The organism is Aliiroseovarius sediminis (genome assembly GCF_022678485.1).
Classification (GTDB): Bacteria; Pseudomonadota; Alphaproteobacteria; order Rhodobacterales; family Rhodobacteraceae; genus Aliiroseovarius; species Aliiroseovarius sediminis.
On sequence record NZ_JALBYP010000018.1, the window covers coordinates 318,491 to 333,485 of the forward strand.

Annotated in this window: 14 protein-coding genes; 8 read left to right on the plus strand and 6 right to left on the minus strand. The window is 60.8% G+C overall.

The window, feature by feature from the left end:
• Positions 1-370 precede the first annotated feature (370 nt).
• From MN186_RS01670 to MN186_RS01685, 4 genes are read left to right on the plus strand one after another with little or no spacing between them, the layout of a single operon-like run.
• Positions 371-1,930, plus strand: coding sequence for a L,D-transpeptidase family protein (locus MN186_RS01670; protein WP_242111093.1), 1,560 nt, complete (start codon positions 371-373; stop codon positions 1,928-1,930).
• Between the two features lie 52 nt (positions 1,931-1,982).
• On the plus strand, positions 1,983-3,089 hold the full coding sequence (locus tag MN186_RS01675; RefSeq protein ID WP_242111094.1) for a UDP-3-O-(3-hydroxymyristoyl)glucosamine N-acyltransferase: 1,107 nt from the start codon (positions 1,983-1,985) through the stop codon (positions 3,087-3,089).
• 27 nt (positions 3,090-3,116) lie between these two features.
• Positions 3,117-3,383, plus strand: coding sequence for an acyl carrier protein (locus tag MN186_RS01680; RefSeq protein WP_242111095.1), 267 nt, complete (start codon positions 3,117-3,119; stop codon positions 3,381-3,383).
• A 14-nt stretch (positions 3,384-3,397) separates the two neighbouring features.
• Complete coding sequence (locus tag MN186_RS01685; protein WP_242111096.1) at positions 3,398-4,606, plus strand: beta-ketoacyl-[acyl-carrier-protein] synthase family protein; 1,209 nt, start codon at positions 3,398-3,400, stop codon at positions 4,604-4,606.
• 79 nt (positions 4,607-4,685) lie between these two features.
• Here the strand turns inward: MN186_RS01685 and MN186_RS01690 are convergent, their stop codons facing one another.
• On the minus strand, positions 4,686-5,351 hold the full coding sequence (locus MN186_RS01690) for an invasion associated locus B family protein (protein WP_242111097.1): 666 nt from the start codon (positions 5,349-5,351) through the stop codon (positions 4,686-4,688).
• 483 nt (positions 5,352-5,834) lie between these two features.
• Here MN186_RS01690 and MN186_RS01695 point away from each other — a divergent pair, with 483 nt between their 5' ends.
• Entirely contained in the window at positions 5,835-7,388 is a 1,554-nt protein-coding gene (locus MN186_RS01695) for a helicase HerA-like domain-containing protein (protein ID WP_242111098.1), read from the plus strand.
• Positions 7,389-7,407: 19 nt separating this feature from the next.
• Here MN186_RS01695 and MN186_RS01700 read toward each other — a convergent pair whose 3' ends face one another.
• The 5 genes from MN186_RS01700 to MN186_RS01720 form a co-directional block, all read right to left on the minus strand.
• Positions 7,408-7,761 (minus strand): hypothetical protein, encoded by a 354-nt coding sequence (locus MN186_RS01700; RefSeq protein WP_242111099.1) that lies wholly within the window; start codon positions 7,759-7,761, stop codon positions 7,408-7,410.
• A gap of 102 nt (positions 7,762-7,863) precedes the next feature.
• A complete protein-coding gene (locus MN186_RS01705; protein WP_242111100.1) occupies positions 7,864-9,186 on the minus strand; it encodes an HlyC/CorC family transporter in 1,323 nt (440 codons plus the stop codon).
• A gap of 33 nt (positions 9,187-9,219) precedes the next feature.
• Complete coding sequence (locus tag MN186_RS01710) at positions 9,220-9,711, minus strand: CinA family protein (RefSeq protein WP_242111101.1); 492 nt, start codon at positions 9,709-9,711, stop codon at positions 9,220-9,222.
• Between the two features lie 3 nt (positions 9,712-9,714).
• Positions 9,715-10,215: a phosphatidylglycerophosphatase A family protein gene (locus MN186_RS01715; protein WP_242111102.1), complete on the minus strand. Its 501-nt coding sequence runs from the start codon at positions 10,213-10,215 to the stop codon at positions 9,715-9,717.
• 3 nt (positions 10,216-10,218) lie between these two features.
• Positions 10,219-11,364, minus strand: a complete 1,146-nt coding sequence (locus tag MN186_RS01720; protein WP_242111103.1) for a bifunctional 2-C-methyl-D-erythritol 4-phosphate cytidylyltransferase/2-C-methyl-D-erythritol 2,4-cyclodiphosphate synthase — start codon at positions 11,362-11,364, stop codon at positions 10,219-10,221.
• Between the two features lie 166 nt (positions 11,365-11,530).
• Here MN186_RS01720 and dusB point away from each other — a divergent pair, with 166 nt between their 5' ends.
• The 3 genes from dusB to MN186_RS01735 are packed head-to-tail and all read left to right on the plus strand — an operon-like array spanning position 11,531 to position 14,987.
• On the plus strand, positions 11,531-12,511 hold the full coding sequence (dusB, locus tag MN186_RS01725) for a tRNA dihydrouridine synthase DusB (RefSeq protein WP_242111104.1): 981 nt from the start codon (positions 11,531-11,533) through the stop codon (positions 12,509-12,511).
• Positions 12,508-13,602 carry a two-component system sensor histidine kinase NtrB gene (locus MN186_RS01730; RefSeq protein WP_242111105.1) on the plus strand — a complete coding sequence of 365 codons (1,095 nt, stop codon included), beginning with the start codon at positions 12,508-12,510 and terminating at the stop codon, positions 13,600-13,602. The genes dusB and MN186_RS01730 overlap by 4 nt, the downstream gene beginning before the upstream one ends.
• 2 nt (positions 13,603-13,604) lie before the next feature.
• Positions 13,605-14,987, plus strand: coding sequence for a response regulator (locus MN186_RS01735; RefSeq protein WP_242111106.1), 1,383 nt, complete (start codon positions 13,605-13,607; stop codon positions 14,985-14,987).
• The last annotated feature ends 8 nt before the right edge of the window (positions 14,988-14,995 follow it).

A 14,995-nucleotide genomic window follows, 5' to 3' on the forward strand; every position in this document is an offset into this window, starting at 1 on the left:
CCCAGGCTCGTGGACTTTATGGCACAACTCGATTCGAGGGCCAAGAGCGGATTTGGGGTGTTTCACTTGTTCAAGAGAAATCGGCAAAAAACTGCTGAAAACCGTGAAGTATTGGTTAATTGTGGCGCAAATGCGTCACCGGCTGGGCGGTGGCGCGTCGACCGTTGAAAGGTCGGGTTTTACCCTGATTGTGAATGGACTTAGCCTTACCAATTGTGGATGATCAGCTATTAGATCGCAAGTTCACTATTTTGGGCAGGACATGACTTCCAAGACGCTACGACAAGCTCGTCGCCTTTTTCCTTCGGCGGGGATTTCTGTAATTTTGGCTGTCGTGCTGACGGGCGTACCCGTACAGACGCAGGCTCAAATGCGGATACAAACGCACACCCAACTTGATGGCCTGACCTCAGGCATCAGCGTGTCTGCCTTTGCGCAAGCCATCGCTGAAGCCGCAGCACAGAACGAAGAAATCGCGGCTTACTACCGAAGCACCGGTTTTCAACCGATCTGGACCGATAACGACGAGGCGTCCACCGCGCGGCGCAGCGCGTTGTTCAGGGCCATGAAGCGGGCGCCGGATCACGGATTGCCCGACTATGACACAGCCGCCGTGATGCGCCAGTTGGAAGGTGTCGCCAGTCTGCGCGATCTTGGCCGGCTTGAAGTCGCGATGTCCCAACTGTTCGTGGCTTATGCGCAGGATATCAACAGTGGTGTTCTGACCCCATCAAAGGTCGACAGCGGCATCGTTCGCAAGGTGCCGCGCAAAAGTGGCACCACACTTCTGACGGCATTGGCAGACGCTGATCCACACCATTACTTCAAGACACTGCCGCCCAAAGCGCCGGAATATGCCCGGCTGATGAAGGAAAAACTGAAGCTTGAAGGTCTGATGGCAAATGGCGGTTGGGGCCCCACAGTGCCCGCCAAATCGCTGAAGCCCGGCCAATCCGGCGCGGCGGTCGTTGCTCTGCGCAACCGGTTGATCCGTATGGGTTATCTGAACCGATCCGCTAGCCAATCTTATGACGCGGCGATCCAGACCGCTGTGCAACTGTTTCAACAAGATCATGGTCTGACTGCCGACGGCGTTGCGGGTGCCAGCACAATGGCCCAGATCAACCAGTCATTGCAAAACCGCCTTGGCTCAATCGTTGTCGCGATGGAGCGGGAGCGCTGGACCAATTTCGACCGCGGCGACCGTCATGTTTGGGTGAACCTGACCGATTTCAGCGCCGAACTGGTTGATCATGGCCGCGTCACCTTCGCGACTCGTTCGGTCATCGGCAAAAACCAGCATGACCTTCGCAGTCCCGAATTCTCGGATGTAATGGAATTCATGGTGGTGAATCCGACCTGGAACGTCCCCCGCTCGATCGCCACGAAAGAGTATCTGCCGATGCTGAAACGCAACCCTAACGCTGTCAGCCACCTTAAACTGATCGACAGTCGGGGCCGGGTGGTCAACCGTTCGCGGGTGAACTTCAAGGCGTTTTCAGCCAAATCCTTTCCGTTCGCGATCAAACAACCGCCCTCCAAGCGGAATGCGCTTGGATTGGTCAAGTTCATGTTCCCGAACAAATACAATATCTATCTGCACGACACACCGTCAAAAAGCCTGTTCGGGCGCGAGGTGCGGGCGTTCAGCCATGGGTGCATCCGGCTAAGCGATCCGTTCGACTTTGCCTATGAGCTGTTGTCCAAGCAGACTGCGGACCCTGAAGGCAAGTTCCATTCGGTGCTGAATACGGGGCGCGAGACGCGGATTGACCTTGATCAGCCCGTACCGGTGCATCTGGTTTATCGCACCGCGATTGCGCCCGTGAAGGGGCGCGTGAACTATCGTCGCGATATCTATGGTCGTGACGCCAAATTGTGGCAGGCATTGCAAAATGCCGGGGTGGCGCTTCGCGGCGCAGAGGGGTAATCCTTTCGCAAAGATGGTGGGCCGGATCGCCCCATCAGGACAAGGGGATCAGATGCAGTTCACTCTTTCAGAAATCGCCGCCTCGTTGGGGGCTGAGGTCATGGGTAATGGCGAGATCGTTCTGGTCGGTGCGGCGGAACCATCCGAAGCCGGGCCGGATCAGTTGGCATTGGCGATGGACCCGAAATACGCCGATGGCATCGCACAAGGCAGCGCCCGTGCAGCCCTTTTGTGGGACGGGGCCGATTGGCAGGCGCTGGGGCTGGATGGTGCGATCTGTCTGAACCGGGGCAAGGCCGCGATGCCGCTTCTGACCCGCGCGTTGGACCCGGGTCTTGGCATTGCCGCGGGCATTCACCCGACCGCTGTTATTGACGAAACCGCAAAAATCGGTCCGGGCGCGCGCATCGGGCCATTGGCGGTGATCGGGGCGAATGTCACCATCGGCGCGCGCGCGCAGGTCGCGGCTCATGCATCTATCGGCTATGGCACGGAGATCGGAGAGGATCTTGTGCTGCACCCCGGCGCGCGGATTGCGCATCTGTGCACCATCGGAGATCGCTATATTGGGCAGTCTAACTCGGTCGTTGGCGGCGACGGGTTCTCTTATGTGACGCTAGAGAAGGAAAGCGCGGTGGAAAGCCTGCGTGGTGGCATGGGCGCGCGCGACACGGATGTGCCGGTTGTAGGCAGTCACCACTGGGCGCGCGTGCATTCGCTTGGCGGGGTCGAGGTTGGTGACGATGTTGAACTTGGTGCGACCTCGACCATCGACCGAGGCACGGTGCGCGCCACCCGGATCGGGCGTGGCACCAAGATCGACTGCCAGGTTCAGGTCGGCCACAACGCCGATGTGGGTGAGGATGTGATGATGTGTGGCAATGTCGGCGTTTCGGGATCGGCCAAGATCGGCAACCGGGTCGTCCTGGGCGGTAAGGTCGGCGTCAGCGACAATATCTTCATCGGTGACGACGTGATTGCTGGTGGTGGCACCAACATCTATACCAATGTGCCCGCCGGACGTGCCGTTCTGGGAAGCCCCGCTGTGAAGATCGAAACCGAGATGGCCATTCGCCGCGAGTTGCGCCGCCTTCCAAGGCTGGCCCAGACCTTGCGCGAGCTTCAGAAAACGGTTTCAAAGCTTGTGGACAAGAACTAGATACTTGTGACCGCGAAAGGGAATGTCATGTCGGACAGCATCAACGACCGCGTGATTGTCATTCTGGCCGAACAGGCGATGATCGAACCAAGCGATATCTCGATGGATCAATCGCTTGAGGATATCGGCATCGACAGTCTTGGCGTCGTGGAAAGTATCTTCGCGATAGAAGAGGCATTCGACATCACAGTGCCCTTCAACGCCAATGATCCGACCGAAGGGGATTTTGATATCTCGTCGGTGTCGGCCATCGTTCACGCGGTGCAGGGGCTGGTTGCCGCGCAGAAAACCTGAAGGTGACAAGAAAAATGCGACGCGTTGTTATCACCGGGCAGGGGACGATCAACGCCCTTGGCCGCAATGTGCGAGAAACGCTTGAAGCTATGCGCGAAGGCCGCTGTGGCATTGGCGATCTTGAGTTTCAGGATGTCGACCGCCTGTCCATCCGCATCGGTGCGCAGATCAAGGGGTATGAGGCCGAGGCGAACTTCAACCGCCAACAAATTGCACTCTATGACCGGTTCACCCAGTTCACCCTGTTGGCTGCGCGCGAGGCAATCGGCCAGTCGGGCCTTGGATTCTCGGGCGAGCTTGCGACGCGATCGGGTGTGGTCCTGGGCACGTCGGGCGGCGGGATGAATACGTTGGATGAAAACTATCGCACCGTTTACGCCGACGGCAAGAACCGGGTGCATCCGTTCGTCGTGCCCAAGTTGATGAACAATGCGGCGGCCAGCCATGTCTCGATGGAATGGAACCTGAAGGGGCCAAGCTTCACCGTCGCCACCGCCTGCGCCAGTTCGAACCACGCGATGGGGCAGGCGATGCAGACGATCCGCACAGGAATGGCCGACGTGATGATCACCGGCGGCTCCGAGGCGATGCTATGTTTCGGCGGCATCAAGGCGTGGGAAGGGCTGCGCGTCATGTCCAAGGACGCCTGCCGACCTTTTTCTGCCAACCGCAACGGCATGGTGCAGGGTGAAGGCGCGGCCGTATTTGTGTTTGAGGACTATGATCACGCCCGTGCCCGCGGGGCCGAGATATTGGCCGAAGTGGTGGGCTTCGCCATGACGTCGGACGCCGCTGATATTGTGATGCCGTCCAAACAAGGTGCCTCGCGTGCGATTGTGGGGGCGATGAAGGACGCTGGCCTAAACCCCGGCGATGTCGGCTATATCAATGCTCATGGCACCGGCACGGCGGCCAACGACAAGACGGAATGCGCGGCAGTGGCGGATGCGTTCGGGCCCCACGCCGACGTGCTTATGATCTCGTCCACCAAGTCGATGCACGGACATTTGATCGGCGGCACCGGTGCGGTCGAGCTTCTGGCTTGTATCATGGCATTACGCGACGGCGTGATTGCCCCCACGATCGGATATCAGGAACCGGACCCCGAATGCGCGCTGGATGTCGTGCCAAACGTCGCGCGGGATGCCAAAGTTGATGCGGTCCTGTCCAACGCCTTTGCGTTTGGCGGTTTGAATGCCGTGCTGGCTTTGCGCTCGGTCTGACCGGTTGCGCAACAAACGGCGCGGGCCACAAAAAAAACGCCGCCTCTGACGGGCGGCGTTTTCTTGTTTCTTTAAATGCTTACTGCTCTTGCTGCGTCGGCACAGACAGTTCGTCGTAGGATTGTGTGAAACCGTCCAGCGACATGGTCAGGTTAACTTTCTGGTCGGGGGCTGCGGCTGGTACGATGCTGACCGTGGCTTTGGCGCCCCGCTTGAAGCCGTCGATTTCGGCCTGTGTGAAGCCGATATTGGCCACGCAGCCGGGCTGCGCGCAGAACCGGAACGGATAGCGCTTGCCCTGACCGCCATCGACCGAGATTGTCAGTTGCTGGGTCAGAAGTGTTTCAAGCGGCACCACGACGGTCGCGCCTGCCGTTGCCTGGCCGCCTTCGGGCAAACGGCCCAACGAAATTTCGGCGACTGAATTGCCCTTGTCGTCTTTCAGCAATTGATACATCTGGCAGGGATCATCGCCTTGGCCTTCAGGCAAGGTGATGCATTTGCGTTCCCAATCACCAGTGACCTTTTCAATGTAAGTCTGGCCGGGTTGGCGGCTGCCATCACCGACTGGCTGGCCCAGATCAAGGTTGGGTTGGTCGGCGGATTGTGCAGGGGCGTCTTCGGTTACCTCGGCGGCTGGTTGATCGGCCGCGCCTTCCGTTTCGGTTGTGTCTTGTGCAAATACCGGGGTCGCCAGCGCGAGCAGCGCGACAACGGGTAGGGTTTTCATCAGCTCAGCCTTCATTTTCGATCCTTACGTTTCTTTTCAGGTCACATTGACTGCGTGAATATCACGACCCGAAAGCAGTGTCAGGTGCAAAACCAATCACGCTTTGCGGGCCGATTGTGAAGGCGGGATCTTGCGCACAAAGTGGCGAAATGTCGAAAAGGGCCCGCGAGGCAGACCCTTTTCAACACTCTCTCCCTGCCGGACTGACCGGCTTATTGACCCAGACGCTATGTCACTTGGTCGCAGGGGTCAAGTTTTTTTGAGACGGAATTTTCGTTGAAAGTGTCGGTTTTTGCTTGAAAATCCACGATACCGCCAAACGCTGTATTTTTAGTGACCTGTTTAGAAAAAAGCCCCGCCCGAAGGCGAGGCAAGTCTGACAGGGAGGATGTCAACCCCAGATAGACCATGATCTTCGGGGCAACTCCAGTCTGGCACAAATGGGTTAAGATAGTATTGTTCCCCAAACAGGTTTTTCCGGCTCGAGGGGACACATAAATGGACGGTGCAATTTTCATTGGTGGCGGGGGCAAGGACTATGCTACCAAACAGGGGCTTTTGTTGAAATATGCAAACCGTCACGGGCTGGTTGCTGGGGCGACCGGCACCGGCAAGACCGTCACCTTGCAGATCATGGCTGAAAGCTTCGCAGCGCAGGGCGTGCCAGTGTTCTTGTCGGATGTGAAGGGCGATCTGTCGGGGCTGGCCAAGGCCGGGTCTGATGGGTTCAAGTTGCACGACGCCTTCACCAGCCGCGCGGGTAAGATCGGCTTTGATGACTACTCGTATGACGCATTCCCAGTGACCTTCTGGGACCTTTTTGGTGAACAGGGTCACCCGATCCGCACCACCGTCACCGAGATGGGGCCGCTTCTGTTGTCGCGCCTTCTGGAACTGACTGAAGCGCAGGAAGGGGTGTTGAATATCGCCTTCCGTGTGTCCGACGAGCAGGGGTTGCCGCTTCTGGACTTGAAAGATTTACAAGCCTTGTTGGTCTGGGTGGGACAAAACGCGAAAGATCTTTCGCTGCGATACGGCAATGTTTCGACCAGTTCGGTGGGGGCGATCCAGCGGGCGTTGTTGGTCCTGGAAAATCAGGGGGGAAACAAACTGTTCGGCGAACCCGCGCTGGAATTGGCTGATATCTTGCGAACGGACACCGATGGGCGCGGGCGCATCTCGATCCTGGCATCTGATAAACTGATGGGCGCCCCGCGCCTGTATGCAACCTTCCTTCTGTGGCTTTTGTCCGAATTGTTCGAGGAATTGCCCGAGGTCGGCGACCCTGACAAGCCCAAGCTTGTATTCTTCTTCGACGAGGCGCATCTGCTGTTCGACGACGCACCCAAGGCGCTGGTCAACAAAGTCGAACAAGTTGCGCGCTTGATCCGGTCCAAGGGCGTAGGCGTGTATTTCGTCACCCAAAACCCGGCCGACGTGCCCGAGGATATCTTGGGTCAGCTTGGTAACCGTATTCAGCACGCCCTGCGTGCGTTTACCGCCAGAGATCGCCGGGAATTGCGTCACGCAGCGGAAACCTATCGCGACAATCCGCGTTTCTCGACCGAGGATGTCATCCGCGAAGTCGGTGTGGGCGAGGCTGTGACCTCGTTTCTGGAAGCCAAAGGCGCGCCGGGGGTGGTCGAACGCACGTTGATCCGCCCGCCAAGCTCGCAACTTGGTCCGATTGAGGCGCGTGAGCGTAAGGCGCTGATCGACGCATCCCCCATTGCCGGAAAATACGAAGCCCTGCAGGACCGCGAAAGCGCCTATGAGGTGTTGACCAAACGCGCGACGGACGCTGCGAAAGCTGCCGAAGAAGCTGAGCGGCTGGAAGAAGAAGCCGAAAGCGCCGCGGAACGCGAATATCGCGCCGGGCGTCGTTATTCCGGGTCGAAGGTGGGGCGGTCAACTTCGCGCCGGTCGCCGCGCCAAAAGGCCGATGAAGGGCTTGGCGGCGCCGTGGTCGACGTGGTGATGAAAGAGCTGAAAGGCACCACAGGCCGGCGCATCGTGCGTGGCATTTTCGGGTCGCTGTTCAAGGGGCGCTAAGCGCCCCGATCACGCACGGCTAGCGCAATGTATAGGTGCGCGTGACGCCGTCTTCGCTGGTCAGAGTTGCCTGATCGCCGTCGATCTGAATCTCCAGACACCCGGTCGAGCGCATGGGCTCGGGCGTGGGTTCTGTCAGGGTGCGGCAATATTTGCCGTCCTCAACCGTCCATGTGCCGCCGAATTGGAACGAGTCGTTGCCGCCGCTTATGGTGCCGTCGGTTTCAAGTTTGATGGCCATGCCCGTTTCGCCCACGAAGGCTTTTCCAGCGAGTTGCTTAAAAAGTGGATCTTGGCTGTCGCTCTGGGCCAGCGCGGCAGGCGCAGTTGAAAGAAGCGCACACAGTAAAGCGGTTGTTTTGAGGGGGGTCATGATGACAGGCTCCGATACCAGTTCGATTTTCCACAGCTAACCGCCTTATGCCTATCAGTTGCAAGCGTAATTCCAGCGACAAACCCGCGCATCACGCCGAGCTCACAGCGGGCGGATTTGCAACATCGCGACCCGGTTACCATCGCGCTTCATGACCTCGAACCTAAAGCCGTGGAAGGAAAACACCTGCCCTTCGTTGGGGATCATCTGGGCTTCGTGGATGACCAGCCCGGCGATGGTGTTGGCCTCGTCATCGGGAAGGTTCCAGTCATTGGCGCGGTTCAGGTCGCGGATCGTCACTGCGCCATCGACCAGATAATTACCGTCATTGGCGCGTTCGATGTCCAGTTCGGATTGGTTGTCGAACTCGTCGGTGATTTCGCCGACGATCTCTTCCAGAATGTCCTCAAGCGTGATCAGCCCTTCAAGCGATCCGTATTCATCCACGACCAGCGCGAAATGGGTATGGCGGCGCAGGAATTGCCGCATCTGGTCGTCAAGCGTGGTTGTCTCGGGAATGAAATATGGCTTGGTTGCCACTTGCAAGACATCGAATTCGTTGACCGGCTTGCCCTCTGCCTGCGCCGAATACATGGCGCGGCTTAAGTCCTTGGCATGGATCACGCCAATAATGTTTTCCGGCTCGTCGCGATAGACGGGCAGACGTGTGTGGGGCGAAGCCAATATCTGTTCCAGGATTTCCAACGGTGGGGCCGACGCATCGACCATCTCGATCTGGCTGCGGTGCAGCATGATTTCCTCAACCGCGCGGTCGCCAAGGTCCAGCGCACCCAGCAGTCGGTCGCGATCCTCTTTTTCGACAGCGCCTTCCGAGTGGCCCAACGCGATGGCGCCCATGATTTCCTCGCGCACCGCCAGAATTTGGCTGTCAGGATCGGTTTTCACGCCAAATAGGCTGAGCAATCCGCGCGTGATAACACGCACGGCGGACACGATGGGTGAAAACAGCAAGATCACAATGGATATCGGCCCCGACGCCTTCGCTGCGGCATCTTCGGGCATGGTGATCGCATAGGTTTTGGGCAGAACCTCGGCGAAGATCAGCACCAAAAGCGTCATGACGAGCGTGGCCAGTGCCACGCCGCTGTCACCGAACAACCGGGTAAACAGTGCCGTCGCAAGCGATGTTGCAAGGATGTTCACAAGGTTGTTGCCCAGCAAGACTGATCCGATCAGCCGCTCGTTATCCTCGGTGATGGACAGGGCGCGTTCAGAGCCGCGGTGGCCCCGATCCGCACGCGACCGAAGCTTGCCGCGCGATGCCGCCGTCAGGGCCGTTTCAGATCCCGAGAAGAAGGCCGATAGCACCAAAAGGGCGGCAATCGCCCCGCTGCTGATCCAGAAGCCTGTGTCCATGATGTTCTCGTCTACCTTTTGAATATGTGCCTGTTTATGTCGCGCCATGGGCGCGCTTTCAAGAGATGTGGGCCGTGGGCGTCAACCTGCGCCGATGTTCTTGGCCGCTTGCGCTAGAAGGTCCAGCCCATGTTGCGTAGCTGCGGCGCGCACCTTAGCCCGGCCGCGCGGGCCGAACTCGACCGTTTGGGTGACGCAACCCGCTTCCGTCGCGACCCCGAAACAGACGCGGCCTTCGGGCTTGTGATCGGACCCGCCCGGCCCGGCGATGCCGGTAACAGACAGCGCAAGATCGGCGTTCGATGCCGCCAAAGCCCCCTGCGCCATCTCGCCCGCGACCTGTTCCGAGACCGCGCCATGCGCCTCAAGCGTCGCCTGTTGGACGCCCAGAAGATCGCGCTTGGCGGCGTTGGAATAGGTGATGAAGCCACGATCAAACACGTCCGAGCTGCCCGCCACATCGGTCAGCGATGCCCCCACCATGCCGCCCGTGCAGCTTTCGGCACTGGCGATTGTCAGCCCCTTGTGGCGGCATAGCTCAAGCAGGTCGGCGGGTTGGACAGGGTCTTCCATGGCCTACATCATAAACGCATGAACGCCGTAGGCTGCAAGAATAACCGTGATCGCGGCCGCGATACCGGCATAGACATCGTCCAGCATGACCCCCGTGGCGTCGCCCCGCCGGTCCGCCGTGCCAATCGGCCCCAGCTTGGTGATGTCAAAGAAGCGAAACGCCAGAAAGCCCACGATCCACCCGGGATACAGGGCCAGAATATCGGCGCCCATCATCTTGGCCCCGAACGACACGGGGAACAGCGTGATCCACATGCCCACCACCTCGTCAATCACAACCTCGCCGGGGTCGTGGTTGTCGGACCCGGCGGTATAAGCCTCGGTCGCTTTCAGGCCAAGGTAATAGGCGACGATGGTCGCTCCGGTCAGGGCAATCGGCCCGCCGATCAGGTGCAGAAGCCACGCAACGGGCAGAGCGGCCAAGGTGCCCCAGGTGCCCGGCGCGGGTTTCATCAGCCCGGCATAGAAGAAGGTCGCGATCAGCTTTGCGGTCGTTTTTTGCATGGATCAGCCCCCGATCAGCGTGGCCGACGCGATCGCGGCGATGCCTTCGCCGCGTCCGGTAAAGCCCAAACGTTCCGAGGTCGTCGCCTTGACCGACACCCGGCCCACCTCGACCCCCATGATATCGGCCAGCCGTTGTCGCATTGCACCCGCGTGGGGCCCGATCTTCGGTTGCTCGCAAATCAGGGTCACATCGGCATTGGATAGCCGATAGCCGCGCGTGCGGGTCAGTTCGGCCGCGTGGCGCAGGAAAATCTCGCTGTCCGCGCCTTTCCATTGCGCCTCCGAAGGTGGGAAGTGTCGGCCAATATCGCCTTCTGCCAGCGCGCCATAGATCGCGTCGGTCAGGGCGTGCATCCCCACATCGGCGTCGGAATGGCCTTTCAGGGCGCGGTCATGCGGAACGCGGATGCCGCACAGGATGACGTGATCGCCATCTTCAAACGCATGCACGTCAAACCCGTTGCCCAGACGAATATCCATGGCCTGTTCCTTTGTCCTGTCGCCGATCAACCGCTCGGCCCGGGCGAAATCGTCGGGCGTGGTGATCTTCAAGTTGCTCTCATCGCCCATCGTGATGGTAACGTCCAGCCCAGCCAGCCGGGCGACCTCGACATCATCCGCCGCGCTGCCTTCGTGGGCGCGGTGAGCGGTAAGGATCGGGGCGAAGTGAAAGCCTTGCGGCGTTTGCGCGCGATAAAGCCCATCACGCGGCTGGGTGCCGGTCACGCGCCCGTCTTCCCCACGCCACAGCGCATCGGTGACGGGCAGTGCAGGGGCCGCGCCCTTCGCGTCCGCCAGCGCCTCGATCACGCCGTCAATCACGGTCGCGCTAACCAGCGGGCGGGCCACATCGTGGATCAGCACAAGGTCGGGCGGGTCATCGGCCAGCGCCTCAAGCCCCGCCAGAACGCTGGCATCCCGCGTGGCGCCGCCGTGGATCACCTGAACCCCCGGAACGGCCTGCGCGTGGGTGTGATCGTCGGGATGAATGACCAGCAGGCAGCGAGAAATTCTTGGGTGACGTTGAAATGCCGTCAACGTGTGCAGCGCGACCGGAGCACCGGCAATCGTGCGCCATTGCTTGGGCAACCCCGTCCCGGCACGGGTGCCGCGCCCGGCGGCGACGATGATGGCAGCAATTTCCATGGGCACTGTTTAGGCGTTGGTGAAAAAAAGGACAATGGGGGCAGGGATGGCCGAAAATACTGCTCAAAAAATAGGCAGAATTTAAAACCAGTCCTCGCTTACCGTGCCAGGAGTTGATATTTCGCAGGGTGTCACGCAGCCTGCGCGTGTTGCACAAGGATTAGGCATGTCGATCGGATCAGATAACCTGTGTCTTGACCCTCCGGTTCTTCTGGCCCCGATGGCCGGGATCACCGACCTGCCGTTTCGCAATCTGGTCAGCGGCTTCGGCGCGGGGCTGGTGGTATCAGAGATGGTGGCAAGCCAGGAGATGGTGCAGGCCAAACCCGGCGTGCGCGAACGGGCCGAGCTGGGCTTTGGGCACGCAAACACTGCCGTTCAACTGGCCGCGCGCGATATCTACTGGGCGGGCGAGGCCGCGCGCATGGTTGAACAGAACGGCGCCCGGATCATCGACATCAACATGGGATGCCCCGCCCGAAAGGTGGTAGGGGGCATGTCGGGCTCGGCGCTGATGCGCGATCTGGACCACGCACTCCGCTTGATCGAGGCAATCGTGGGCGCAGTGTCCACCCCGGTGACGTTGAAAACCCGGCTGGGATGGGACGATGACAGCCTGAACGCCGCAACACTCGCGCAGCGCGCCGAGGCGGCTGGCATCAAGATGATCACCATTCACGGCCGCACAAGATGTCAGTTCTACAAGGGACGGGCCAACTGGGCTGCGATCCGGGCGGTCAAAGACGCCGTAGGCATCCCGGTCATTGCCAATGGCGACATCGTGGACACGCAAACCGCCCGTCAGGCGCTGGCAGACAGTGGCGCGGATGGGGTGATGATCGGGCGCGGCGCAGGTGGGCGCCCGTGGCTGCTGGCACAGGTCGCGCATGACCTTTGGGGCACCCCCTCGCCAACCATTCCGCAAGGTGACGCGCTGGCGCAAATGGTCACTGACCACTACCGCGCCAGTCTTGATTTTTATGGCCCCGATCTGGGCGCGCGGGTGATCCGCAAACATCTGGGCTGGTATATGGATGATGCAGGCACTGATCCGGATCTGCGCCGCCGCATCCTGTCCTCGCGCAATACCGCCGAGGTTCAGGCCATGCTGCCCGACGCCATCACCACCGAACGGCGCGCGGCATGAGGGGCGACGCGCATCTTTGGGCGGCCCTGCCCGTGCCGGCGCTGGAGCTGGACGGGGCAGGCAATGTGCTGCGCCTGAACGGCGCGGGCGAGGCGTTCCTGAACCTGTCTGAACGCAGCCTGCGCGGGGCGCCGGTGCAGGCACGGCTGGCGTTCTCGGGCGATGTCGAGGGCGCGATTGCGCGGGTGCGCCGCTCGGGCGGGTCATATTTCGTGGACGGGGCGCAACTGCGGCTTGGCGATGGCCCGACGCGCGAGGTGAACGTGCAAATTGCCTGCCTGCCAGACGCGACGGGGGCGCAGGATAGGGCGCAGGAACATGTGCTGGTCCTGTTGCAACCGCGCAGTGGGGCCGAGCATCTGGGCTGGGTCCAGGGTGCGACCGTGGCGGCACGTCAGGCGATCGGCATGGCCGAGATGCTGGCCCATGAAATCAAGAACCCGCTGGCCGGGATCACCGGGGCTGCGCAACTTCTGGCCATGTCGCTGCCGCCCGAGGATCGCGAAATGACCGACTTGATCGTGGCCGAAAGCCGCCGGGTGGTGGCGCTGCTTGACCAAGTGGAGCAGTTCGGCGATTTGCGCCCGCCCGCTTGCCAACCCGTGAACATCCACGACATTCTTGATCGCGCCCGCGCCACGGCGCAGGTGGGGTTTGCGCAGGGCATGACGATCTCTGTCGCCTATGATCCGTCGCTGCCGGATGTTTGGGTGGATGGCGACCAGATGCAGCAAGTCTTTCTGAACCTCCTTAAAAATGCCGCCGAAGCGTGTCGTGGCACGGGTCAGATCACCCTGCGCACGTTTTACGAGGGGGGGTTGCGCCTGCGGCGACCGGGCGGCGCACAGGCCAGCCTGCCGCTTCAGGTCGAGGTGTCTGATACCGGCCCCGGCTTGCCGCCCGATATTGCTGAACACGTCTTCGACCCCTTCGTATCGGGCCGCGAAAACGGGACCGGGCTTGGCCTTGCGCTGGTGTCGAAAATCCTTGGGGACCACGGCGCGCTGATCTCGGTGGACAGCCAGCCGGGGCGGACGGTGTTTCGGATCTCGTTGCCCGTGACACCCCCGGACAACCACGAGAAGGATTGACCATGGACGGAACCGTTCTTGTTGCCGATGACGACCGCACGATCCGCACCGTGCTGACACAGGCCTTGACCCGCGCGGGGTGCCGGGTGCACGCAACGGGCTCGATGGTTACGCTGATGCGCTGGGTGGACGAGGGGCGCGGGGATGTCGTGATCTCGGATGTCGTGATGCCCGATGGAAACGGGCTCGAGGCTTTGCCGCAGATCGTCCAGCGCCGCCCCGATTTGCCCGTAATCGTGATCTCGGCGCAGAACACGATCATGACCGCCATTCAGGCCGCCGAGGGCGCGGCGTTCGACTATCTGCCCAAGCCCTTCGATCTGCCCGACCTGATGAAACGCACTGCAAAGGCGTTAGAACGCAAACGGCTGCGACCCGGTGCGCGGGGGGGGGATGATGGCGTCGCCGCCGAGATTGACGATATCTCCGACTTGCCCCTGATCGGACACAGCCCCGCGATGCAGACGCTTTATCGTCTGGTCGCGCGGGTGGTGAATACTGATCTGCCGGTGCTGATCACGGGGGAAAGCGGCACCGGAAAATCCCTGATCGCGCGGGCGCTGCATGATTATTCGGACAGGCGCGCGGCACCGTTCGTCGTGGCGACTCCGGATGACCTGACTCCGGCGGGCGGGGTCGAAGCTGCCCTGCGCCGCGCCGGGGCCGGAACTATCGTTTTTGACGGGGTGGAAGATTCTGACCCCGATCTACAGGCGCGGCTGTCGCGGGCGATTGACAAGATGGACTCCGATGCGCCGCGACTGGTTGCCATATCGCAGGGGGATCTGGCCGACGCTGCGGCGCAGGGGATTTTTCGCGATGATCTTTATTACCGGCTGGCGGGTGTCGTGATCGCCGTGCCCAGCCTGCGCGAGCGTTTGGACGACATCGCGGCGCTGTCCGATCACTTCCTAACGCACGCCAGCCGCGACGAACGCCCCCCCCGGCAGTTTTCAGCCGACGCGGTCAAGGCCCTTCGCCGCTTTGTCTGGCCGGGCAATCTGCGCGAGCTTGAGAACCTTGTGAACCGATTGGCGGTGACCAGCGCGGATGACGAAATCGCGGCGGCCGAGGTGGAAATGGCCCTGACAGGGGCTGCGCAATCGCCTGCACATACGCTCAATCTTGCCGATGAACGCCTGTCGGATGCGGTCGGGCGGCATCTGCAACGCTATTTCGACCTGCATCAGGGAACGCTGCCTCCGCCGGGTCTGTATCAACGGATTCTGCGCGAAGTCGAGCTTCCGCTAATCCAGATTGCCCTTGATGCGACCGGCGGCAATCAGGCCAGATCTGCCGATTTGCTGGGCATCAACCGCAATACCTTGCGAAAAAAGATCACCGAGTTGGAAATCGAGGTGACACGCCGCCGCAAGTTGATGTAAAAGGGCAA